Below are 22,212 nucleotides of genomic sequence, written 5' to 3'. Positions count from 1 at the left end.
GACCCCGGCCCGATTGCGGTTACCAGATCTCGTTGACCCACTCGGGGTGGTCGATGAACGGGTTCCGGTTGTGCTGGTACTTGTCGAAGATCACCTGGTTGCGGCGCTTCTCGAAGTCGGACGGCGGGTCCTGCCGGCTCCACTCCTTCAGGACCGAGAGCCGGCCGAGGTACGGCTGGCTGCCGTTGTCGACCTTGTCGTTGGGCTCCAGGTCCGGGAAGCCGTCGTCGCCGTCGTAGCGGACGGCCATGTAGAGGATCATTCGGGCGACATCGCCCTTGTCCGCGTCGCGGGGCTCGAAGGAGTCGCCGTCGGTGTAGTTGCCCGGCGCCTCGCCGACCTCCGTACCGCCGTCGTCGAAGTCCTTGTTCCCGCGGGTGCTGTTGACGGACACATCCGCCGGCCGCAGATGGTGGATGTCGGTTCCGGGGCCGGTGGCGGTGCCGAAGTCGCCGTGGGACTTCGCCCACACGTGCTCGCGATTCCAGTCGTCCGGATTGCTGCCGTTGGAGTTCTTGCTCTGGGACTTTCCGGTGTACAGCTGAATGATGTTCGCGCTGTTGGCCGGGTCCTGGTCGGTGTCCTTCAGGGCGTCCCAGACCTGGGAATAGGTCAGCTTTCCGGTCTGGGTCTCGCTGATGATCCGGTGCAGCGCGGCCTTGAGCTCCGGGCCGGTCTTGCCCATGGCGTCTTCGTAGTACGTGTCGTCATAGGCGGTGACGGATCCGCGCGGCGCGGCCGGGGTGGCCGTCGCGCTGGCCGTGATCTGCGCGGCCACCGCCACCATGACGGTGGTGGCGGCGATGGCCAGCACGCGGCCACGGCGAATTATGTGGGTCTTGTCCACGAAGGGTGTCCTCTCCCCGAATTGTGGTACCAGGCCGTGAAATGTGTGGGGCACGACCGGCACCGGCCGTTGGGAATACGGCCACTTGGAAGCCTTCCATCGCGGTAATCACCACAGTGTGAACACCAGGGGAGAGTTATGTGTCCACCCCGTGGCAATCACCGAATTCCCCCCGAAAGGGTGGCGGAATTCGTCGATCCGCCGTCAGGACCGTGCCGCGCAGGCCCCCTTCGGCTCGGCGGCGGGCACCTGGACCGGCGGCGCGGGGGCTCCGGCCGAGGTCGTCGGCTCCGCGCCGGGACGACGGCGCAGGTCGGGCAGCAGCGTGGCGATCCCGATGGCGGCCAGCGCGGCACCGAGCCACAACGGAGCACGCAGCCCGAAGGAGTCGATCGCCAGACCGCCGACCGAGGAACCCACGATGACGCCGAGGGTGATGAAGGACGAGTGCACGGTATTCACCAACGGGCGGGCGTTTCCGGTGCGTTGCACACGGGTGGCCATCGCCGGATTCATCGTGACACCGACCAGACCGATTCCCATCAACATGACCACCGCCGGCACGGCGAGATGAGCCAGCAGCGCGAACCCGGCCAGAAAGACGAAATTCAGTGCCAGACCGGCGAGTTGGACACCGACCGTGAACCGGTCCGCCAGTCGCCCCACGACGGTATTGCCGATGACGGTGGCGGCGCCGTATCCGATCAGCAGCAGCGGCACGGTTCCGGTACTGAATCCCGTGACCTCGGTCAGAATGGGGTTGACATAGCTGAACGCGGAGAATGTCGCACCGATGATGAGGGTGCTGGTGGAGAACACCAGCCACAGCCGGGGATTTCGGAAGACGACCAGCTCTTCCCGGATGTTCCCACCACCGTCGGCGCGCCCCAGCCGGGGAACTCCGGCGAGCGTGGCGAGCGCGGCCAGCACCGCGATCCCGGAAATGACCCAGAACGCCACCCGCCAGCCGAAGCGTTCACCGACGACCGTCGACAACGGCAGCCCCAGCAGCGTGCCGAGCATCAGCCCATTCATCAGCACCGCGATGGCGCGGCCGCGGACCTCCGGCCGGGTCAGCTGGACACAGATCGACATCGCGACGCCGAAGAACGCCTGCGACGCGACCCCGGTGACGATCCGCGCCACCAGCATCACCCCGTAGTCCGGCGCGAGCGCGGCGAGCACATTGCCCGCGAGGAATATCCCGAACAGCACCATCAACGCGAACTTCTGACGGAGCCTCACCACGGCGACGGTGAGGAGCGGCCCACCGGCCGCCATGGCCACCGCGAAGGCGGTGATGAGATAGCCGATCCGCGGTACGCCCACCCCCAGTCCGCCCGCCATCTGCGGCATCAGCCCGGCCACCACGAACTCACTGGTCACCATGGCGAAGATCCCGACGGCCAGCACATACACGGCACGCGGCACGGCCCGACCTCCCTTTCCCATCCGATCGATCCCCAACTAGGCAGGCGAAGACCCCCGGACTTCCGGGCGGCCATGCGACAGGGGGCGGCACGACAGGCCTCGACAGCCCCCACCTCGCCCGCCCCGAGGACGATACAGCATTTTGGATCGCACGTTCCAAAACCGTGTCGAACGGGCACCCGTCCATGCTCCCATCGGGTGAACCCGCGCCCTTCTCGCAACCGAAGCCGCACCGGACGGCCTCCGAAAGACCAACGCATCGTTCCCCGGAACCGCCCGGATCCCCCCGAACCGCCCGGCGCTCCCCCGGAACTGACGCGCCCTTCGCCGAACCCCCCGAAACCCTTGCCGAACCCCTTCGGACCACGCTGGAGGCCCCGATGTCGCCGTACCACCCCGCTTACCCGCCGTACGGCGCGACACCGGACTACGCCCTCGCTCCCCCGCGCGCCGAGGACCGGCTCGACACCCGTGCGCTGCCCCTGGACCTCCTCCTCCCGCCGCCCCGCCCGGAGGACCGGGTGCCCGTCCTGCCGTCACACCCCGATGACCTGCCACTCCCTCCCCCGCGCCCGGAGGAGCGGCTGCAGGCCCCGGTGGCGCTGCCCGACCGCCGGCGACTGGACCTCCAGGTGGCGCTCACCGCCGCCGGGGTCGCACCGGCGGCCGGGGACCAGGCCGCGGTGGCGGAGCTGGCCGGGCTGAGCGACGCCGCGGTGCAGGCCGTCATCGGCTGGATCGAGGCCGCGGCGCGGGCGTCCTGGCCACGGCCGCACGCGGTCTGAGCGCACCCGCCGCCCGGCTCAGCGCAGTCCGGGCAGGGTGCGCAGCTCGCCGACCTTCAGTACGCGGGCCAGACCCAGGAAGATCAGGGCCATCGTCAGGCCCCCGGCGACCAGGGCCAGGGCGGGCGTCCAGCCCTCCGGGACCGGGACCACGGAGCAGACCCGGGCCGCCAGCCAGCCGACCGCTCCGGCCGCGGCCGCGGCCCCGGTCAGCTTGCCGTACGTACGGCACAGGCGCCGGCCGTCGAGGCGCCCGTCGAGCCGTCGGCGCAGCAGCCGCGCGGTGACCAGCAGTCCGATGCCGTACGCGACGGTGTAGGCGGCGGCCATCCCGGTGACCGACCAGCGGGCCGGCAGCAGCAGATAGCAGGCGGTGGCCAGGGCGACGTTGACGGCGCTGGTCCAGAAGGCCATCCAGAACGGCGTACGGGTGTCCTCGAAGGCGTAGAAGCCGCGCAGCAGCAGGTACTGGGCGGAGAAGGGGATCAGGCCGAGGCCGAAGGCCTGGAGCATATGTCCGGCGGGCGCTGCCGAGGCGGCGTCCACGGTGCCGTGCGCGAACAGCAGTTGGGCGGTCTGCGGGCCGAAGGCCAGGAAGAAGAAGGCCGCCGGAACGATGAGGACGCCGCTGACGCGCAGGGCGCGGGAGAGGTCGCCGCGCAGATCGTCCAGACGGCCTTCGGTGACCGCGCGGCTCATCCGCGGCAGCAGCGCGGTCACCAGCGAGACGGTGACGATGGACTGCGGCAGCATCCAGATGCCCTGGGCGTAGTTGTAAGCGGTGTACCCCACGCCCGCGGTGGGGAGTTGCTGGTCGACGGCGCCCGCGTAGTGCGTGACGACGGTCATCGCGACCAGGTTGGCGAGGACGAACAGCAGGGTCCAGCGGGCGGCCGCGATGCTCTTGCGCAGGCCGCTGCCGCGCCAGTCGAAGCGCGGCCGGAAGCGGAAGCCGGCGGCCCGTACGAACGGGATCAGCGCCAGGCCCTGGAGGGCGATACCGCCCGTGGTGACGATGCCCAGCAGGTCGATCTGACCGGGGGTGATGTCCTCGATCCGGTCGGGCCCGGCCAGCAGGCCGAGGTAGACGCCGAACATCGCGATCAGCACGATGTTGTTGAGCACCGGCGTCCACATCATCGCGCCGAACCTGCCGCGGGCGTTGAGGACCTGCCCGAAGATGAAGAAGAGCCCGTAGAAGAAGATCTGCGGGAGGAGGAAGCGGGCGAAGACCACGGTGAGTTCGAAGGCCGCGTGGTTCCGGGGCGTGTCGGCGGTGTAGACGGCGACGATCTGCGGGGCGGCCCACACCGACAGCAGGGTGCCGACCGCGAGCACGCTCAGCACGAGGGTGACCAGCCGCTGTTCGTAGGCGCGGCCGCCGTCGGCGTGCTCGGCCCTGGCGCGTACCAGCTGCGGCACCAGCACGGAGTTCAGCGCGCCGCCGATGAGCAGGGTGTAGATGCTCATCGGGACGACGTTGGCGGTGTTGTACGTGGTGGCGAGCAGTCCGGTGCCGAGCGCGGCGGCCTGCAGCACCGTCCGGATCAGCCCCGTGGCGCGGGAGACCACCGTCCCGGTGGCCATCAGGAGCGAGGAGCGCGCCACCCCTTTCCCGGCGTCCTGCTCACCGCCGCCGTCGCCCCGGTCCCCGTCCGCGCCGGATATCCGCCCATCCGGCGCGCGTAGCTGCATGGTGTCGTCCGAAGTCCCGTCGATCATGAGGGTCAATCTATGCCGCTTTGGGAAGTGGACGGGCGCGGTCGGGGTCGAGCAGCGGCGCGTGCAACTCGCCGTGGCGTTCGCAGCGGGGGGCGATCTCGCTGAAGAGGAAGCTGAGTTGCTCCGGTGAAGTGCAGTCGGCGATCTCGTCCCAGGTGACGGGCGTGGAGACGGTGGGGGTGGCGCGGGCGCGCAGGGTGTAGGCGACGGCGGTGGTCTTGGCGGCGGCGTTCTGGGAGAAGTCGATGAAGACCTTCCCGGGGCGCAGGGACCTGGTCATCTTGTCCACGACGAGGTCCGGCAGGGCCCGTGCGGCCTCGGCGGCGAGCCGCTTGGCGTAGGCGGTGGTCCGCTCGGACGGGGTGGGCTCGATGGGCGCGATGAGGTGCAGGCCCTTGGAGCCGCTCGTCTTCGCGTAGACCTCCAGGCCGTCGGCGGCCAGCCGCTCGTGCAGCCACCGCGCCGCGGTGCAGCACTCCACGATCGTGGCCGGTGCGCCCGGGTCCAGATCGACGACGAGGCGGTCGGCGAGGCCCGGCGCCCGGCTCGTCCACTGCGGTGTGTGCAGCTCGACGACCAGGTTCGCGGCCCAGACCAGCGCGGGGAGGTCCTGCAGCAGGACCTGGCGGGTGGGCCCGGACGTCGAATGGGGGACCTCGCAGGTCTGCACCCAGGTGGGGGTGCCGGGCGGCACGTTCTTGGTGAAGAAGCGCTGGCCGTCCGGCCCGTCGGGGTAGCGCAGGAAGGACAGCGGCCGGTCGTGGAGGTGCGGGAGCAGGGCGTCGGCGGTGGTGGTGCAGTAGTGCAGCACCTCGCCCTTGGTGGTGCCGGTCTCGGGATAGAGGACCTTGTCCAGGTTGGTCAGCGAGAGGCGTCGCCCCTCCACGATGGTGATCGGCGACATACGATGAGAATCCCACACAAGGGATGAAATATGCGTTCTATATGGAATGGGTCTATATCGTTCGGGCTGGTCACCATCCCCGTGAAGACGTACAGCGCCACCGACCGCACCTCCTCGGTCTCCTTCGTGCGCATCCACGAGAAGGACGGCGCTCCGGTCCAGTACCGGAAGATCTGCGAGCTGGACGGCGAGGAGGTCCCGAACGAGGAGGTCGGCAAGGGCTATCAGCCGCCCGGCGACGACACCGTCGTGCCGATCACCGACGACGATCTCTCCCAGCTGCCGATGCCGACCGCCAAGACGCTGTCGATCCTGTCCTTCGTCGACCCCGCCGAGATCGATCCGCTCCAGATGGACAAGGCCTACTACCTGGGGCCCAACGGGGCAGCCGCCGTCAAACCGTACGCGGTGCTGCGGGAGGCGCTGGAGCACCATCGGAAGGTCGCGATCGGCAAGGTGGCGATGCGGGGGCGGGAGTCGCTGGCGATGCTGCGGGCGCACGACGGCGCGATCGTGATGCACCAACTGCTGTGGCCGGATCAGATCCGGCCCGCCACCGGTGTCGTACCCGACGAGGTCGAGATCCGCGAGAACGAGATGACGCTGGCCGAGACCCTGATGGACTCCCTGGGCGAGCTGGACCCTGCCGAACTCCACGACGACTACCGGGAGGCCGTCGAGGAACTGGTCGCCGCGAAGCTGGAGGGCGAGGAGCCGGTCGCCCCCGCGACGCCGTCCGGCGCCCAGGTCATCGATCTGACGGCGGCCCTGGAGAAGAGCGTGCGGGCCGCACAGGGGGGCGGGAGGCAGGCCGAGGAGTCGGCGTCCGTGACGCCGATACGGGGGCGGAAGGCGGCGAAGAAGACCGCGACGAAGAAGACCGCGGCCGGTGGCGCGGAAAAGAAGACCGCGGCGCGGAAGACGACGACACGGAAGACCGCGGCGAAGAGCACCGCGAGCAAATCCCCGGAGAAAACGGCGGCCAAGAAAGCCACACCCAAGAAGGCCGCGGCGAAGAAGACCACGGCCAAGAAGTCCGGCTGACCGCCCGCCGCTCGGCCGCCGCGCGCCGCGACCGTTCTAGAGTCTGGGTATGGCTTCAGACGAGGGGACCACCCGCATCGACAGCTGGATCTGGTCCGTACGGCTCACCAAGACCCGTTCGCTGGCCGCGGCGGCCTGTCGCGCGGGGCACGTACGGGTCAACGGCGAGCGGGTCAAGCCGGCGCACGCCGTGCACAACGGCGACGAGGTCCGACTGCTGCACGCCGGACGGGAGCGGATCGTGGTGGTCTCGCGCCTGGTGCGCAAGCGGGTGGGCGCGGCCGTCGCCGCCGAGTGCTTCGTCGACAACAGCCCGCCGCCCCCGCCGCGCGAGATGACGGCGCCGGCCGCGCATCGCGACCGCGGCACCGGGCGCCCCACCAAGCGCGAGCGCCGCGAGATCGACCAGTTGCAAGGTCGCTGAGCCGGCCCGGCGGGGCGGCGGCCTACGCGGGCGGCAGCGCGTCCAGATAGACCCACTCGCCGCTCTCGCGGACGAACCGGCTGTGCTCGTACTGGCTGTCGGTGTGCCCGTCCAGGCTGAAGTGCGCGCGGAACTCCACGGTGCCTTCGGTGTGGAAGGCGGTGCCGCCGATCGCGCCGAGGATCTCCAGCCCGGTCCAGTGCTGCGCCGGTTCGAGGTCGAGGGCCGCGGGGCGGGTCGTCGGGTGCCAGGTGCGCAGCAGATAGCCGGTGTCACCGACGACGAAGGCGCTGTAGCGCGAGCGCATCAGCCGCTCCGCGGTGGGGGCGGTGGCGCGTCCCTGGTGGAAGGCGCCGCAGCAGTCGCGGTAGCTCTCGGCGCGTCCGCAGGGGCAGGGCGCATCGGGGGTGACGGCCGCCGGGCGGCGCGGCGCGCGCGACGGCCTCTTGGGCGGCTTGTTCTTCGGCTTCGACACCCGACGATTGTGCCGGTCGGCGGAGGCGGATCGCGACACGCCGGGGACACGCCGGGGCGACACGCCCTGAAGCTGCGCCCAAATAGGGAATTTCAACGATAAATCACCCATTCGCAGCTTTTGATGGCTTGATACGGGCTGTGAGGCTGGAAGAACTCATGGTGACCGTCCCCACCACCCAGGAGAGAACCCCCCATGATTCTGTCCATTTCCGGCGTCGTCCTGCTCGGTGTCATCGTCTTCCTCTTCTTCCGCAAAGACGGACTCAAGCTGTCCCATGCGCTCGTCTCCGCGCTCTTCGGGTTCTATCTCGCCAGTTCCGCGATCGCGCCGAGTATCAAGGCCGGCGGGGCGAGCCTGGCGAGCCTCCTCGGGGGGATCAAGCTCTAGGGAGATGTCTCCCCGATCTCCTCCGCCGGCTCAACTCCACGGGTCCCGCCCGAACGGGCCGCACCAGTTCCCGTCCGGGCGGCACCGCGTTCCGCACGCCCCGGCTCGCCGCCCACGCCGAGCCGCCAAGACCACCGCACGAGCAACAGGAGAAGATGTGGCACGGCGTCCTCTGCCCCGCATCCTGACCGACCGCGCACCGCTCGCCCGTATGGCCAACAGCGCATCGCTCGCCCGCAGTCGCGAACTCGCGCGCACCGCCGCCGACGGCGCCTCCGACGTGTTCCATCCGCTGATCACCATCGGTCGGGGGCTGCACCGGCTGGCGACGGCCGGCCGGGGACGCTGGGCCGAGACGCCCAAGGAGAGCCGCGGTCCGCTGCTGTGCTTCGTCGGCGCGTGCGTACTGGTGGTCGCCTTGGTGCCGTACGGGCCGCTGCTCGCCCTGATCGCGGCCATGGGGGCGGGCGCCTGGGCGGGGCGGGAGCGCACCACTGTGGAGAGCGGTCCCAGCGAGACGGAGACGGAGCGGCTGCGGGCGCTGTACGAGGCGCTGGTGCCGTACCTCTCCGCCGAGGGCGATCCCGGTCCCCTGTACGCGCACGGCGGCGACTGGCAGCGGACCTTCGACGAGTTCGCCTTCGACGGCGCCGGGCGCCTGGAGCGGCTGCGGCTGAAGTACCCGGCGTACTTCACCGACGGCGAGGACCGGGCCCGGGCCCGCATCGAGCAGGTGCTGTACGCCAAGGCGGGCCGCGGCCGGGAGTACCACTTCGCCTGGGACGAGCTGGCCAATCAGCTCACCGTGACCGTCCTGGCGGCGCTGCCCGCCGATATCGCCGCGCAGCGCTTCGTCACCTCTCCGGGCGAGACGGTGCTCGGCTTCACCGACCCGGACTCGGTGCAGCGGACCCTGCCGGTCGCCGCCGGCCCGGAGCGGCGCGACGCCCCGCCGGTGGTCTGGCGCACCGGACCGCGCTCCGCCGAGCCGCATCTGCTCGCCCTGGGGCAGCCGGCGACCGGCACCACGACGCTGCTGCGCTCGATCGCCCTGCAGGCGCTGCAGCACGGCGACGTACTGGTCGTCGACGGCACCGGCACCGGCGAGTTCGGGTGTCTGGTCGGGCACCCCGGCGTGCTGGGTGTGGAGAGCGGGCTGGCGGGGACCCTGAAGCGGCTGGAGTGGGCCTCCCACGAGACCGAGCGCCGACTGGTCGTCGCGAACCGGGCGCGGCAGGCCGGCCGGCCCGCGCCGGAGGACACCCGGCGACCGCTGTGGATCATCGTGGACCGCCTGACGGCGCTCACCCATATCGCGGCCGCGGAAGGCCGGGACGACCCTCAACGGTGGCTGCAGGTGCCGCTGCGGCACGGCCGGGCGGCCCAGGTCACGGTGGTCGTGGCCGACCAGTTCGACAGCGCCGATCTGCTGAGCGACCCGGTGCGGGCGCACACCAAGGCGCGGGTGGTGCTCGGTCCCGCCACGGTGGACGAGGTACGGACGGTCCTCGGGGCGCCGCCGCACACCACGCCGACGGCACAGGTACCACCGGGACGCGGCTATGCGCGGCTGGGGACCGCTCCCGTCGTGCGGCTCCAGGTGCCGGCCACGCCCGACCCGTTCGACGACGCGACGAGCGAGGCGCACCGGCAGGCCGTTCTGGCGCTGCTGCCCGAGCGTGCGGCCGCGGCCGACACGGAGGCCGATACCGCGGCGGCGGCAGGCGCGGCGGACGGCCGTCCCGCGGGGGGCGATCCGGCGCCGACCACCGAGCCGGCCGGGCCCGCCGCCGAGCCGGTACGAGCGCCCGCGCGAGTGTCGATCGTCAAGGGCGGCGAGTCCCGCACGGTCAAGAGCGGCTCGGTGGAGGCCGTGCGCGCGGAGCGGTGAGCGCCCGGCACCGGCGCTCCCGGCGCTCCGTCAGGCGACGAAGGTGTGCCGCAGCTCCGCTTCCGCCGGGGCGCCCGTCGCGACCAGCCGCGCCGCACCCGCCAGTCGGGCCGCGGCCTCGTCGGCGACCGCGCCGTTGACCGTGAACGGCAGCCGTACGAAGCCCTCGAAGGCGCCGTCCACACCGAACCGGGGGCCGGAGGGGACCCGCACCCCGAGCCGCTCCCCCGCCTCGGCGATCCGGGAGCCGGAGAGCCCGCCGGTCCGCACCCACAGCGTCAGCCCGCCGCGCGGCACGCTGAACTCCCAGTCGGGGAGGTGCCGCTGGAGGGCGGCGACGATCGCATCGCGGTTCTCCCGAGCCTGGTCCCGGCGGATCTCGACGGCCTGCTCCCATCCGCCGCCCTCCAGCAGCGAGGCGATGGCGAGCTGTTCGAGGACCGGTGAGCCCAGGTCGGAGTAGGCGCGGGCGGCGACCAGGCTGCGGATGATGTCGGGGGCGGCGCGCACCCAGCCGATCCGCATCCCGGCCCAGAACGCCTTGCTCGCCGAACCGACGGTGATCACCGCGCTGCCGGCGGGGTCGAACGCGCACACCGGGCGGGGGGTTTCGGTGTCCTCGTCCAGCCGGAGCTCGGTCATGGTCTCGTCGACGACGAGCAGCGTGCCGGCCGAGCGGGCGGCGTCGACCATGCGGCGGCGCTGGTCCTCGGTGGCGAGGGTGCCGGTGGGGTTGTGGAAGTCGGCGACGACATACGCCATCCGGGGCGCGGCGTCCCGCATCACCTGGCGCCAGGCGGGGATGTCCCAGCCGGCCAGCCGTTCCCCGAGGGCGACCGGGACCAGCCGGGCGCCGGCGTCCCGCATCAGCTGCAGGATGTTGGCGTACGAGGGCGAGTCGACGGCCACCCGCTCGCCGGGGCCGGTACACAGGCGACAGATCGCGGCCACCGCGCCCATCGCGCCCGTGGTCACCATGATCTGTTCGGGCATCGTGGGGATGCCGCGGGCGGTGTAGCGGTCGGCGAGCGCCTGGCGCAGCACCGGCAGGCCGGCCGGGTAGTCGCCGTGGGTGTGGGCGTAGAGCGGCAGATCGGCCATGGCGCCCTGGACGGCGCGGGTGAGCCAGGGCTCGGGGGCCGGGAGGGCGGCGCAGCCGAGGTCGATCATGGAGCCGGCGGCCTCCGGGGGCAGCGGTTCCAGGCCGCGGGTGGGCAGCGGATTGCCGGCCGGGACGGCGGTCCAACTGCCGGAGCCGCGCCGGGACTCCAGGAAGCCCTCGGCGCGCAGCGCTTCGTAGGCGGCGGCGACGGTGGTGCGGCTGACGCCGAAGGCCGCGGCCAGCTCCCGCTCGGCGGGCAGCCGGGCCGCGACCGGCACCCGGCCTTCGAGCACGAGCAGGCGTACGCCGTCGGCGAGGCCCCGGTAGGCGGGCAACTTGCGTCCGCCGACGGCGAGTTCGGCGGCTCGCGGGTCCTGCGACCGGAGCAGCCGGGCGAGTTGGGGCGCACCCACCGCTGAAGTCCACTGAGCCATGAAGATCAGTCCACCTTCCCCGAATTGGCTCTACTTCCCGAGCCCGGACATGCCACATGGTGTCATGCGTCGGTCCAATCTTGCCAGGAGGGGGAATTTTCGTGTCCATGACCAGGGGATCCGGCCCACGGAGGGGCCTGCTGGCACGTCGGCTGATCCAGCTCTACACGGGACTGACGCTGTACGGCGTGAGCATGGGACTGATGGTCCGCGCCGACCTGGGCCTGGAGCCGTGGAGCGTACTCAACCAGGGCATATCCCGGCATACGGGCCTCTCGATCGGCACGGTCACCATCGTGTCGGGCGCCCTGATCCTGCTGCTGTGGATCCCGCTGCGCCAGCGCCCCGGCCTGGGCACGGTCTCGAACGTGGTGATCCTCGGGATCGTCATGGACGCGACGATGGCATGGGTGCCCGAGCTGTCCTCGTACGGCGCCCGCATCCCGCTGCTGGCGTTCGCCGTCCTCCTCAACGGCGCGGCGACCGGTCTGTACATCTCCGCCCGTTTCGGCCCGGGGCCGCGCGACGGGCTGATGACCGGGCTGCACCACCGGACCGGCCGCCCGGTGCGGCTGGTGCGGACCTGCATCGAGGTGACGGTGCTCGCGGTCGGCTTCCTGCTCGGCGGCTCCGTCGGGGCCGGCACCGTGGTCTACGCGCTGGCCATCGGACCGCTGGCGCAGCTCTTCCTGCGGCTCTTCGCGATCAAGGGGCTGCCCGAGACCCCGTCGCGGGTGGTGGCCCGCGCCAGGACTTCACCCGAGCGCGCGATACTGCCGGAGTGACCCCCGCGATACGCCTCCGCCACGCCTACCTCGACCACCCCGCGCCGCTCCCCTTCGCCCACCGGGGCGGGTCCGCGGACGGCCTGGAGAACACCGCCGCCGCCTTCCGCCGCGCGGTCGACCTGGGCTACCGCTATCTGGAGACCGATGTGCACGCCACCTCGGACGGAAAGCTGGTCGCCTTCCACGACCCGACGCTCGACCGTGTCACCGACACCCGCGGCGCGATCGGGCGGCTCCCCTGGCGGGCGGTGCGCCGGGCCCGGGTCGCCGGCCGGGAACCACTGCCACTGTTCGAGGAGCTGCTGGAGGAGTTCCCCGACGCGCGCTGGAACGTCGACCTCAAGGTGGAGGCCGCACTCTCCCCGCTGCTGGAGCTGCTGCGCCGCGCCGACGCCTGGGACCGGGTGTGCGTCGGTTCGTTCTCGGAGGCCCGGGTGGCCCGGGCGCAGCGACTGGCCGGCGCCCGGATGGCCAGCTCGCTCGGCACCCGCGGCGTGGCGGGCCTGCGACTGCGCTCGTACGGCCGCGGGGCGCTGCCGCTCGACCGCCTGCTGGGCGCGGCGGTGCGGCGCAGCGCGGTCTGCGTCCAGGTCCCCGAGCGGCAGTCCGGCATCCCGGTGGTCGACCCGCTGTTCCTGCGCGCCGCGCACGCACTGGGCATGCAGGTCCATGTCTGGACGATCAATGACGCGGATCGGATGACGGCCCTGCTGGATCTCGGCGTGGACGGGATCATGACCGACGACATCGAGACCCTGCGGAAGGTGCTGACCGAGCGAGGGTGCTGGGCCTAGGCCACTCCCCCTGGGCGGATCCGCCGTGAGCTGCCCCGCCTGCGCGGCCTACGGTCCTCGCCCGGCGGCCCGGCCGGGCGAGGCGAGGATCCCCAAAACCCTTCGCACCCGCTCGCCCCGCCCGGTACGGTCTCGCGCGTGTGCCCACTGCGCAGAGCCCAAGAGCTCCGCGTGCGGCCGCCCCGGCAGCTCCCCACGCTGAAAGCAGGTTTCTTCCATGGCATGTCGTATCAGTGAGCTCGTGCTCGGTTGCCGCGACCCCGAGGGGCTGGCGCGGTTCTGGTGCGAGGTCCTGGACTTCGTGGTGCTCGATCGCGAAGGGGACGACTGCTTCGAGATCGGGCCGCGCGAAGGGTTCGGCGGCCCGCAGCCGACGATCATCCTCAGCCGCAGGGACGAGCCGGAACCGGGGAAGACCCGGCTGCACATCGACGTCAACCCCACCGACCGCGATCAGGACGCCGAGCTCGAACGCCTCCTGAAGCTCGGGGCCCGCCCGGCCGACATCGGCCAGACCGGCGAGGAGCCGTGGCACGTCCTCGCCGACCCCGAGGGCAATGAGTTCTGCCTGCTCAAGGCCCGCCTCAACCCGCTCTGACGGCTCCGCGCCCCCGGTGCGGCCCACGTGGCGGCCGGGGGCGGTCGGGTGGGCGAGTCTCCCCGTCAGCAGAGTCGGAGCGACTCAGTTACACCTCCCGCTACCGCTGTAGCACGGGGTGTAGCCCGCGCTCGGGACAGGCGCGGGATCCGGGTGGCTCCGGTCGTAGTCGTGCTGCGCCAGCACGAACAGCACAGCCACCGCTCCGGCGGCCAACAGCTGCGACACCACGGTCCACGGCGCGCGGAACAGCGCCGCGAGCCCGGCACATACGATCACGGCGACGAAGAAGTGCTGCATCCAGGCGAGTTGCGCAAGCTGCGCCGTCTCGATCCGGGATTGCTCCCCCTGCGCGGCCCACACCTCCATGCCGTACCCGAAACCGGCCAACAGGAAGACCGCGACTTCCACCACGAACAACGCAAGGCCGATGACAACGTCCCGTGCGCGAGGTGTCCTGCGCGACCAGGGCCACCTACGCCGGGGCGAAGGCTCAGGGAGTGCGTATGTCATGGCCACATCTTGACGGGCCGTCAGGGGGCGCGCATGAGTACGCGTACTCATGCCGTGCGGTCGACTCGGCACCGACACCCGCACGCCCTCTCGTACAGGAGGCCGGGACACGGTCCGCACCTTCGTAGCTTCTGCCAATACGACGGCTTCCCGGGGTTCGTAGAGACTGCCGGGACACATCAGAGGCCACGGCGTTTCCCGGGGCGCGCGCCGAGGCCGACGGCATGACCGAACACGGGAGGACAGCACGATGAGTGTGCAGCAGTATGACGAGATCGGCGAGGCGTACGAGGGCTTCAAGTCCCTGCCGCTGGAGCGGTACGCGGCGGTGCCCAGCTTCCTGGCCATGGTCGGGGACGTGCGTGGCAAGTCGGTGCTCGACCTGGCCTCCGGCACCGGCTTCTACAGCAGGGAGTTCAAGCGGCGCGGCGCCGCGGAGGTGCTCGGAGTCGACATCTCCGGCGAAATGATCGCCGTGGCCCAGGGGTTGGAGGAGCGCGAGCCGCTGGGTGTGCGCTACGAGGTGGGTGATGCGTCCGAACTGCGGCCCCTCGACCAGCGCTTCGATGTGGCCGTGGGGGTCCAGCTGCTCAACTACGCGGAGGACGTGGCCACCATGGAGCGGATGTGCCGCCATGTGCACCGGAGCCTGACGCCCGGCGCGGAGTTCTTCATGGTCAACCAGTCGCCCGACTTCCGGTTCGACGGGCCGTCCCCGGAGAAGTACGGCTTCCGCAGCGAACTGGCGGGCGAGGAGGCCGAGACAGGACCGCGCGTCCGGACCACGGCGCTGCTCGACGGCCACCCGGTCAGTTTCGTCTCCACACTGCCGCGCCGCGAGGTCCGCGAAGCGTGTCTGCGTACGGCCGGGTTCAGCGAGCTGACCTGGGTCCAGATGGAGGTGTCCGACGCCGGCGTGCGCGAGTTCGGCGCGGACTACTGGGCGGACTTCCGCGCCAACCCCCCACTGGAGATGCTGCGCTGCCGCGCCTGACGACCGACCGGACATTCCGGTGGCCCGCGGCCCGACCCCCCTTGGGAATGAGCCAGAACGGGAGCCGGGCCGCCGGTCGTTGATCCGGGCCGCTCCGGGGCCCACGATGAGGCCGCGGCGGTGCCACGACGCGGAGGTCAGCGTGCGGGCTTGGGGCGCCGGGGCCTCGGGCGGCCGGGCCAGCGCACCCAGCGCAGCGCCTCGGCTTCCTTCTCCGGCAGCAGGCCCGCGCCGATGAGCGCGGCCCGGCCCGCCTGCTCCGCACCGATCCGGTAGGCGCTCGCCCAGGAGTCCGTCTCGTGGAAGTAGCCGTCCGTGAGCAGTACCGCGGCCGACACCTCACCGAGCCCCTGCGCCAAGCCCTCCCGGATCGCAGGGAGGAATTCGGCGGGCAGCCGCCGCTCGGACACGGCGCTGAACAGTTCCAGTTCGCCTTCGCCGCCCGGAGGTTCGAAGTCCGCGACGAAGTGCGCGAACGGCCCGCAGCACCCGCGGTTCATCTGCACGCAGACGCTCACGCCGGGCACGGGAACGGGAAGTCCGGTCATGGGGCCACCGTAGGGACGCCGCCATCGCGCGGCCAGCGGATTACGCCGGGGCGCGGCCCGTTGCGGTAGAGCCAGCCGTTGCGTATGGGGTTGCGGTGCATTCTTCTCGGGGTCTTCGAGCTTCGAGCGGCAGGTCGTACACAGGAGGTTCGCGCCGGCGCCCTGACGGTGGCAGGACGGACCTCTCCGCGCGGGCGAAGAGGAACCGTCCTGCTCACGCGCTGTCGTCGTCGGTGGCGAGAAGGGTGCGGCCGGCCGCGAAGAGTCGTGCGCAGCGTTGTGTCATGGCTTCGGGTGACTGGTCGGGGTGGTTGACCCACCAGCGGACCAGGGCGGTGCACAGGCCGCGCCAGGCGTATTTGAGGGCGTCGGCGTCGAGCGGGTCGCTGGATCCGGCGGCGTGGAGGAGGTCGGCGGTCCCGATCGCGGCGAGGTCGTCGATGGCGCCGCGGTAGTACGCCGCGCGGCGGGCGGCGTCACTGTCGGGCGGCAGCGTGGCGTCGTAGAGGACGAACCAGGCCTCGCGCTGCCCGTCCAGGGCGGTGAACAGGGCGTGCAGCACGCGCAGGGAGGTGGGCGGCGCGCCGGAGGCATGGTCGGCCATCGCGGCGCGGATGGCGTCCAGCAGGCGGTCGCCGACCGGGTTCAGGCAGGCGAGGTAGAGGTCCTGCTTGCTGCCGAAATAGTTGTGCAGCAGCGGCTTGGTGACGCCCACGCGAGCGGCGATGGTGGCCACGGTGGTGGCCTCGTAGCCCTGGCTGCCGAACTCCTCGGTGGCCGCGGCCAGCACCTGTCGTTCGCGCACGGCCCTGGGCACGCCCTTGGTGCCGGCCCGGTTGGGGAGCGTTGTCATGGCCTCGATATTACCCTAGGGTAATTTTCCGTTGGGTAAATTGCCTGCCCGGACCTCGCTGGGAGCACACTCATGCCTGCCACCCCGTCCCACCCCGGCACCGCCCGCACCCGTTCCTGGTGGGGCTGGGGCCACGCCGACGCCCACCCCGACGACGCCGAATGCACCGCCATGGGCGCCCTGCTGCCGGGCACCCTGGCTCGCCCGCTACCGATACCCCGGGTCGCCGACCTGCCCCTCGCCCGCCCCGGCGCGACACCCCCGCCCGCACTGGCGCACCTGGTCACCGTCGATCACGAGGCGCGCGCCGCCCACGCCATGGGCAAGGCCTACCGCGACGTCATCCGGGCCCTGCGCGGCCGGCCCGGCCGGATCCCCGACCTGGTCGCCCGACCGACCGACGACCAGGAGGTGGCCGACCTGCTGGACTGGGCCGGCGGGCACGGCGTGGCCGTCATCCCCTTCGGCGGCGGCTCCTCGGTGGTCGGCGGCGTGGAGTACCGCGGCGACGCACACCGCGCCGTGATGTCGCTCGATCTGACCTCGATGGACCGGGTCCTGGAGATCGACACGGCCAGCCGCTCGGCCCGTATCCAGGCCGGCGCGCTCGGCCCCGTACTGGAAGAGCAGCTGCGGCCCCACGGCCTCACCCTGCGCCACTTCCCGCAGAGCTTCGAGTTCTCCACCCTTGGCGGCTGGTTGGCCACCCGGGCCGGCGGCCACTATGCCACCGGCCGCACCCACATCGACGACTTCGTGCAGTCCCTGCATGTGGTCACGCCCGCCGGAGCCGGCGCATCCTGGCGCCTGCCCGCATCCGGCGCCGGACCGTCACCCGACCGCCTGTTCCTCGGTTCCGAGGGCGCGCTCGGCGTCATCACCGAGGCGTGGATGCGCCTGCAGGAACGCCCGCGCTACAAGGCCTCGACGTCCGTGGCCTTCGCCGACTTCGACCAGGCGCTGGACGCGGTGCGTGCCCTCGCCCAGTCCGACCTCGCCCCGGCCAACTGCCGCCTGCTCGACTCCGGCGAGGCACTGCTGTCCGGCGCCTCGCACGACGGCTCCGCCGTTCTCGTCCTGGGCTTCGAATCCGCCACCACCCCCGTCGACGCCCGCCTCGCGAGCGCCCTTGACGTGGTCCGCGCCCACGGCGGCCACTGCGCGGCATCGACGGCGGACCGCGACGCCCCGTCCGACGCGGCCGTGAACGCCTGGCGTTCGACGTTCCTGCGGATGCCCTACCTACGCGACGGCCTGGCCCGCATGGGCGCCGTCGTCGAGACCTTCGAGACCGCCGCCACCTGGGACACGATCCCCGCCCTGATCGACGCCGTCCGCACCGAGGTCGGCGCCGCCGCCCTGAAGGCCACCGGACACCCGGCCACCATCAACTGCCGCCTGACCCACGTCTACCCCGACGGCGCCGCCCCCTACTTCACCGTGGCCGTCGCCGGCCGCCCCGGCGACGAGGTCGAGATCTGGGACGACATCAAGGCCACCGCCAACGACGTCCTGCACCGCCACCGCGCCACCATCACCCACCACCACGCCGTCGGCCGCGACCACCGCCCCGCCTACGACCTCCAACGCCCGGAGCCCTTCACCCTGGCACTACGCGCCGCCAAGGACGCCCTGGATCCCCACCGCATCCTCAACCCGGGCGTCCTGATCGACTAGCAGGACAACGGCGGCAAACCGGCGAGGGCGGGTGTCAGCCGCCTGGTGCTGTCGTCTGCCACGACACGGCATGCTGCCATGGAGTCGCCCTTCGGATCCTCATGGCGGGGGTGTGAGTGAGGCCAGTGCGGTGGGCTGCACCGCATCGGCGGCGGCCGAGCCGAGCAGCAGTTCGGCCAGGTCATGGGGTTGCGCCTGCTCGCCGATGGGAGCCGCTGCGGCGATCCGGTCCAGCCGGAAGCCTCGACCGGCCCGCCGTGTGCGGCACCAGGCGATGAGGTACCACCGGCCGTCGGCGGTGAGCAGTCCGGCCGGTTCCACTACCCGGTCGCTTTCGCGCCCTGCCGCGTCGACGTAGGACAGCCGCAGCGCCATATTGTCGGTGAGAGCCTGTTCCACTGCGGCGCGGACCGCGGTGTCGGTCCGCGCCGGCAGCGCGACGATCCGTGCGGCCAGATCCCGGGACGCCGCCGCGGCGGGGCCGGTCATCGAGGCCGCGATCTTCTGGTACGCCGTACGGGCCGCACCGGCGTAGGGGGCGGAGGCGTCGGCCGCGGCCAGTGCGGCGGCCAATGCCGAGGCTTCCTCGGCTGTGAAGTGGATCGGCGGCAGAGTCATCGCCGGGTCGATCGTCCAGCCCCCGCCTCGCCCGGGTATGGCGCGCACCGGGACACCGGACTCCATCAGCGCCTGGAGGTCGCGCTGCGCCGTGCGCGTGCTGACCTCGAAACGCGCGGCGAGCGCCGCGACCGTGAGCGGCCGCGGCGCCGACGCGCGCAGCTCTTCGACCAGCGCATAGAGCCGAGAAGTGCGGTTCATCGGGCCGACGCTACCGTCCCGCGCCGGCCAGGAACTCCCGCTCACGCTCTTGTTCCCGCTCGGTGATGGTCAGCGGGAACAGCGTGAAGCCGTGCATCGCGCCGGCGACGACGCCGAGTTGCACGGGCGCACCCGCCGCCTGCCACCGCCCGGCCAGGAACAGTGAGTCGTCCAGGAGCGGATCCTCGGTGCCGACGACGATCCGGGCGGGCGGCAGGCCGGCCAGGTCGGCGAAGAGCGGCGAGACCTCCGCATCGCGGCGCTGCTCCGCCCCCATCCCGGGCGTGAACAGCTCATAGCCGCCCCGCAGTGTGTCGGTGTTGCTCAGCAGCCGCCTGGAGCCGAACGACCGCTGGCTCGGTGTCATCGACAGGTCGTACAGGCCGAAGAGCAGGTGGGCCGCCCGGAAAGCGCCGGTGATGCCGTGCCGGTCGCGAAGGCGCAGCAGCGTCACGACACTCAGGTGGGCGCCGGCCGATTCCCCGCCGATCAGCAGCCGTTGGGTACCGAACTCGGCTGCGGCGTTGGCCACCAGCCATCGCGCGACCGCTTCACAGTCGTCGGGCCCGGCCGGGAACGGGTGCTCCGGCGCCAGGCGGTACTCCACGCTCACCACGGCCAGCCGCGCCTCCACGGCAAGCCGCCACAGCTTCTCGTCCTGCCCGCCCGCGGAGCCGAACGCCCAGCCACCCCCGTGCATGTGCAGGTACACGCCGTCGACATGGTCCGGCACGAACGCCCGGACTCTCACCCCGCCCGCAACGACGCGGTCCTGGCCCTGCGGCAACCTCACCGGTGGCGTCTGACCACCGAGCCGGTTGCGCCGCAGGAGCGCCAGCACATTTGCGTCCGGCGCCGCCCCACGCGTCGGACGGCTCGCGGCAGTGGCCTCGAATTGCTCGTTGAATGCCAGGGTCTCGGCGAGGCAGTCCTCATCGGTAATCGTCATGCCGCCGACACTCGCAGCCGTCCGCGACAACACCCTGTCACCGTTTCCCGGTGACCTGTGTCACTCCCCCGCCGCGCCACCCGACATCTCCGTTCAGCCCATGACCGGCGCATGCGGCCAGGGGGCCGACGTGGTCAACGGGCCACGGCGAAGACGCTGATGAAGAAGGGCGCCATGTAGAGCAACAGGAACGCTCCCGCTACGGCCGCCACGACGAGTACGGCCTTCATCGCGCTTTCCACGGCCCGATGGTCGCGGGTGGGTCGTATGGCGGCTCGGGGATCACTCTCGTGTTCCGTCACGGATCCATCCTGCTGGTCACGGTGGTGGCAGGTCATCCGTAGAAGTACTCACGTCACGAGGCCAGGAGCCGTGTCATGGGTGCCCTGATCACAGCATGGCCAGGTGCGCTTCCACGTAGGGGACCGCAACCGACTCCGCGGGGTGCGCCGAGCCGAGCATCGGATGCACGTTGACTTCGAACACCACGCCGCCGTTCTCCACGGCGAGGTCGACGCCGGCGAAGGGCAGCCCCATGGCCTTGGTGGCCAAGACGGCCAGTTCGCAGAGTTCCGCGGGCAGTTCATCGGTCGGCATGGGGGTGCAGCCCGCTCCCTGGGACTCATTGCAGGGGGAATCCGGATCCTCCTGGACATGTTCGCACGCCTGCACGGGGCGTCCGTCCAGCACGGTCACACGGAATTGATGGCGCAGCCCGTCGGAGTTGAAGTTTTCGGCATCCCGGGAGATCAACCAGTCCTGCTCGGAACGGGCGTAATAGTCGATCGCGGCACGCAGTTGCTCATCGGTGGTGATGTGGAAGACGTCATTTCCGCACGTACCCAGCACCGGCCGAGCCCAGACGTTCCGGCCCAGTCTCTCGAATGCCGCGGCGGCTCTCTGCGAGCTGGGCCGGGACAGGGTGATGGACTCCATCTGCGGGATACCGTGCCGGGTGAACCGTTCCACCGTGAGGTTCTTTTCGGTGGCCACCCGCCACGCACCGGCGTCCGTTCCGAGTGAGGCCACCCCGTGCCGGCTCAGCAGTCGCTGGAACGGGGCGAAGCCCCGGCGCTCGGGAGGCTGGATCTCGTAGATGAGTACGGCCGAAGGTGTCACCATCAGGCCCTCGGCCGGCACCTCCAACCGGACGCCCACGTCGGCGATCTGCGTCCGCCCGGTCCCACCGGCCATGAAGTGCCGCGCATCGATCAGTACAGGCGGCCGTCCGGTGAGCAACTCGACGGCGGCGGCCAGAGCGGAACGACTGCCCTCCATCGAGCAGTGATCGGTCATCAACACAACCTCGCGTGTGCCCATATCGGCCTGCTCCCCCTCGCCCACTGGGTCGCGCTCCGCGGCACCCGCGCCGCGAAGCCCGATCCTGCCAGTGTCACTACGGAAGGCGATAGCGCGATTACGGACAGCCCCGCTCGCATGGATCGAGCCGCGAAAGCGGACCACGGCCGAGGCGACCACGGTGGCCAGGCGACCCCGCTTCCCTCACACCGCGTTCTGGGCGAGCCCGTCGGTCTGCCAGGTGGTGATACGCCTGAGGATGAGGATCACCAGCACGCCGGCCACCAGGTAGAGCGCCGCGAGCAGGGTGGTCACGTTCGCGGTGGCCAGCACGTCCTGCTCGGTGGCCTGTTCTGCGGACATTCGCCACTGGATCGGCTTGACGAGAGAGGCGGCCACGAACGACGCCCACCAGGCGTTGATCAGGGCGAGGGGGACGGGTCGCCGGGAGGCGCTGGCCTTCCAGATGTCCGACACGATCTGGTACGGGTACCACAGGTTGACCACCGGGGCGATCCAGGCGCCGACCACCAGAGCCCTGGACCGGCGGTGCGCGGCGGCTCCGCCCATCAGCTCGGCGTTGATCCGCGCCCGCCACAGCCATATCAGGAACGCCACGCCGCCCGCGATCCACACCAGCAACGACGGCCAGGACACGAGCGTCGCGAGGGCGTCGGAGTCGACGGCGAGGAGGTCCGCGTCCGTCACCCTCCCCGCCAGGTAGTCGTGGACGACGAGGTAGTTGCGCCAGCTGGACACCGACACCAGTACCTCACGCACGAGCTCTAACGAGATCAGTAATGTCGCGGCGGTGGCTGCGCCCGTCACCGGCCTGTACGGCTGCGCGCCGACGGAACTCGCGCCGGCCGGCTCGCCCTGCTGTGCACCGTCCATGATTCCCCCGAAGCACGCACGAAACCACTGAGAACTC

At 71.4% G+C, this 22,212-nt stretch carries 23 protein-coding genes; 10 read left to right on the top strand and 13 right to left on the bottom strand.

What is annotated here, in order from left to right:
* Positions 1–19: 19 nt before the first annotated feature.
* A complete protein-coding gene (locus WAB15_RS36195; protein WP_399145572.1) occupies positions 20–847 on the bottom strand; it encodes an endonuclease I family protein in 828 nt (275 codons plus the stop codon).
* Positions 848–1,051: 204 nt separating this feature from the next.
* On the bottom strand, positions 1,052–2,278 hold the full coding sequence (locus tag WAB15_RS36190) for an MFS transporter (protein WP_407288888.1): 1,227 nt from the start codon (positions 2,276–2,278) through the stop codon (positions 1,052–1,054).
* Between the two features lie 380 nt (positions 2,279–2,658).
* Here WAB15_RS36190 and WAB15_RS36185 point away from each other — a divergent pair, with 380 nt between their 5' ends.
* Positions 2,659–3,063: a hypothetical protein gene (locus WAB15_RS36185; RefSeq protein WP_399145570.1), complete on the top strand. Its 405-nt coding sequence runs from the start codon at positions 2,659–2,661 to the stop codon at positions 3,061–3,063.
* 18 nt (positions 3,064–3,081) lie between these two features.
* Here the strand turns inward: WAB15_RS36185 and murJ are convergent, their stop codons facing one another.
* Positions 3,082–4,785 (bottom strand): murein biosynthesis integral membrane protein MurJ, encoded by a 1,704-nt coding sequence (gene murJ, locus WAB15_RS36180; protein ID WP_407288887.1) that lies wholly within the window; start codon positions 4,783–4,785, stop codon positions 3,082–3,084.
* Between the two features lie 10 nt (positions 4,786–4,795).
* Positions 4,796–5,689 (bottom strand): non-homologous end-joining DNA ligase, encoded by an 894-nt coding sequence (ligD, locus tag WAB15_RS36175; RefSeq protein WP_399145568.1) that lies wholly within the window; start codon positions 5,687–5,689, stop codon positions 4,796–4,798.
* Between the two features lie 30 nt (positions 5,690–5,719).
* Here ligD and WAB15_RS36170 point away from each other — a divergent pair, with 30 nt between their 5' ends.
* Positions 5,720–6,733 carry a Ku protein gene (locus tag WAB15_RS36170; RefSeq protein WP_399145567.1) on the top strand — a complete coding sequence of 338 codons (1,014 nt, stop codon included), beginning with the start codon at positions 5,720–5,722 and terminating at the stop codon, positions 6,731–6,733.
* A 49-nt stretch (positions 6,734–6,782) separates the two neighbouring features.
* Positions 6,783–7,157 (top strand): RNA-binding S4 domain-containing protein, encoded by a 375-nt coding sequence (locus WAB15_RS36165; protein ID WP_399145566.1) that lies wholly within the window; start codon positions 6,783–6,785, stop codon positions 7,155–7,157.
* Between the two features lie 22 nt (positions 7,158–7,179).
* On the opposite strand, the gene WAB15_RS36160 is transcribed toward WAB15_RS36165, so the two are convergent.
* Positions 7,180–7,632, bottom strand: a complete 453-nt coding sequence (locus WAB15_RS36160) for a YchJ family protein (protein WP_407288886.1) — start codon at positions 7,630–7,632, stop codon at positions 7,180–7,182.
* Between the two features lie 195 nt (positions 7,633–7,827).
* Here WAB15_RS36160 and WAB15_RS36155 point away from each other — a divergent pair, with 195 nt between their 5' ends.
* Positions 7,828–8,022, top strand: coding sequence for a hypothetical protein (locus WAB15_RS36155; protein WP_030412631.1), 195 nt, complete (start codon positions 7,828–7,830; stop codon positions 8,020–8,022).
* Between the two features lie 157 nt (positions 8,023–8,179).
* Positions 8,180–9,913 carry a hypothetical protein gene (locus tag WAB15_RS36150; RefSeq protein ID WP_407288885.1) on the top strand — a complete coding sequence of 578 codons (1,734 nt, stop codon included), beginning with the start codon at positions 8,180–8,182 and terminating at the stop codon, positions 9,911–9,913.
* 30 nt (positions 9,914–9,943) lie between these two features.
* Here the strand turns inward: WAB15_RS36150 and WAB15_RS36145 are convergent, their stop codons facing one another.
* Complete coding sequence (locus tag WAB15_RS36145; RefSeq protein WP_399145563.1) at positions 9,944–11,449, bottom strand: PLP-dependent aminotransferase family protein; 1,506 nt, start codon at positions 11,447–11,449, stop codon at positions 9,944–9,946.
* A 107-nt stretch (positions 11,450–11,556) separates the two neighbouring features.
* Here WAB15_RS36145 and WAB15_RS36140 point away from each other — a divergent pair, with 107 nt between their 5' ends.
* The 3 genes from WAB15_RS36140 (at position 11,557) to WAB15_RS36130 (ending at position 13,629) form a co-directional block, all read left to right on the top strand.
* Positions 11,557–12,234: a YczE/YyaS/YitT family protein gene (locus tag WAB15_RS36140; protein WP_407288884.1), complete on the top strand. Its 678-nt coding sequence runs from the start codon at positions 11,557–11,559 to the stop codon at positions 12,232–12,234.
* A complete protein-coding gene (locus WAB15_RS36135; RefSeq protein ID WP_407288883.1) occupies positions 12,231–13,031 on the top strand; it encodes a glycerophosphodiester phosphodiesterase in 801 nt (266 codons plus the stop codon). Before WAB15_RS36140 ends, WAB15_RS36135 begins: the two co-directional genes overlap by 4 nt.
* A 217-nt stretch (positions 13,032–13,248) precedes the next feature.
* Positions 13,249–13,629: a VOC family protein gene (locus tag WAB15_RS36130; RefSeq protein ID WP_399145560.1), complete on the top strand. Its 381-nt coding sequence runs from the start codon at positions 13,249–13,251 to the stop codon at positions 13,627–13,629.
* Positions 13,630–13,713: 84 nt separating this feature from the next.
* Here the strand turns inward: WAB15_RS36130 and WAB15_RS36125 are convergent, their stop codons facing one another.
* Positions 13,714–14,142: a DUF6234 family protein gene (locus tag WAB15_RS36125; protein ID WP_407288882.1), complete on the bottom strand. Its 429-nt coding sequence runs from the start codon at positions 14,140–14,142 to the stop codon at positions 13,714–13,716.
* 250 nt (positions 14,143–14,392) lie between these two features.
* Here WAB15_RS36125 and WAB15_RS36120 point away from each other — a divergent pair, with 250 nt between their 5' ends.
* Entirely contained in the window at positions 14,393–15,136 is a 744-nt protein-coding gene (locus tag WAB15_RS36120) for a methyltransferase domain-containing protein (protein WP_407288881.1), read from the top strand.
* A 137-nt stretch (positions 15,137–15,273) separates the two neighbouring features.
* Here the strand turns inward: WAB15_RS36120 and WAB15_RS36115 are convergent, their stop codons facing one another.
* Together WAB15_RS36115 and WAB15_RS36110 are read right to left on the bottom strand one after the other, a co-directional pair.
* The gene (locus WAB15_RS36115) at positions 15,274–15,684 is read right to left on the bottom strand and encodes a hypothetical protein (RefSeq protein WP_399145557.1); all 411 of its coding nucleotides are present in this window, start codon (positions 15,682–15,684) and stop codon (positions 15,274–15,276) included.
* A 214-nt stretch (positions 15,685–15,898) separates the two neighbouring features.
* Entirely contained in the window at positions 15,899–16,537 is a 639-nt protein-coding gene (locus WAB15_RS36110) for a TetR/AcrR family transcriptional regulator (protein WP_399145556.1), read from the bottom strand.
* Between the two features lie 72 nt (positions 16,538–16,609).
* On the opposite strand from WAB15_RS36110, the gene WAB15_RS36105 reads away from it, so the two are divergent.
* Positions 16,610–18,214 (top strand): FAD-binding oxidoreductase, encoded by a 1,605-nt coding sequence (locus WAB15_RS36105; protein WP_407288880.1) that lies wholly within the window; start codon positions 16,610–16,612, stop codon positions 18,212–18,214.
* Between the two features lie 99 nt (positions 18,215–18,313).
* On the opposite strand, the gene WAB15_RS36100 is transcribed toward WAB15_RS36105, so the two are convergent.
* The 4 genes from WAB15_RS36100 to WAB15_RS36085 form a co-directional block, all read right to left on the bottom strand.
* The gene (locus WAB15_RS36100) at positions 18,314–19,033 is read right to left on the bottom strand and encodes a helix-turn-helix transcriptional regulator (RefSeq protein ID WP_399145554.1); all 720 of its coding nucleotides are present in this window, start codon (positions 19,031–19,033) and stop codon (positions 18,314–18,316) included.
* Between the two features lie 10 nt (positions 19,034–19,043).
* Positions 19,044–19,982 (bottom strand): alpha/beta hydrolase, encoded by a 939-nt coding sequence (locus WAB15_RS36095; RefSeq protein WP_407288879.1) that lies wholly within the window; start codon positions 19,980–19,982, stop codon positions 19,044–19,046.
* Positions 19,983–20,372: 390 nt separating this feature from the next.
* Entirely contained in the window at positions 20,373–21,461 is a 1,089-nt protein-coding gene (locus tag WAB15_RS36090; RefSeq protein WP_407288878.1) for a RimK family alpha-L-glutamate ligase, read from the bottom strand.
* A 24-nt stretch (positions 21,462–21,485) separates the two neighbouring features.
* Complete coding sequence (locus WAB15_RS36085; RefSeq protein WP_399145551.1) at positions 21,486–22,175, bottom strand: DUF4328 domain-containing protein; 690 nt, start codon at positions 22,173–22,175, stop codon at positions 21,486–21,488.
* Between the last annotated feature and the right edge of the window lie 37 nt (positions 22,176–22,212).

Origin of the sequence: Streptomyces sirii (assembly GCF_045690365.1) — a bacterium.
GTDB lineage: Bacteria > Actinomycetota > Actinomycetes > Streptomycetales > Streptomycetaceae > Streptomyces > Streptomyces sirii.
Note: the sequence above shows the minus strand (reverse complement) of the source record. Positions and strands in the feature narration are given on the sequence as shown.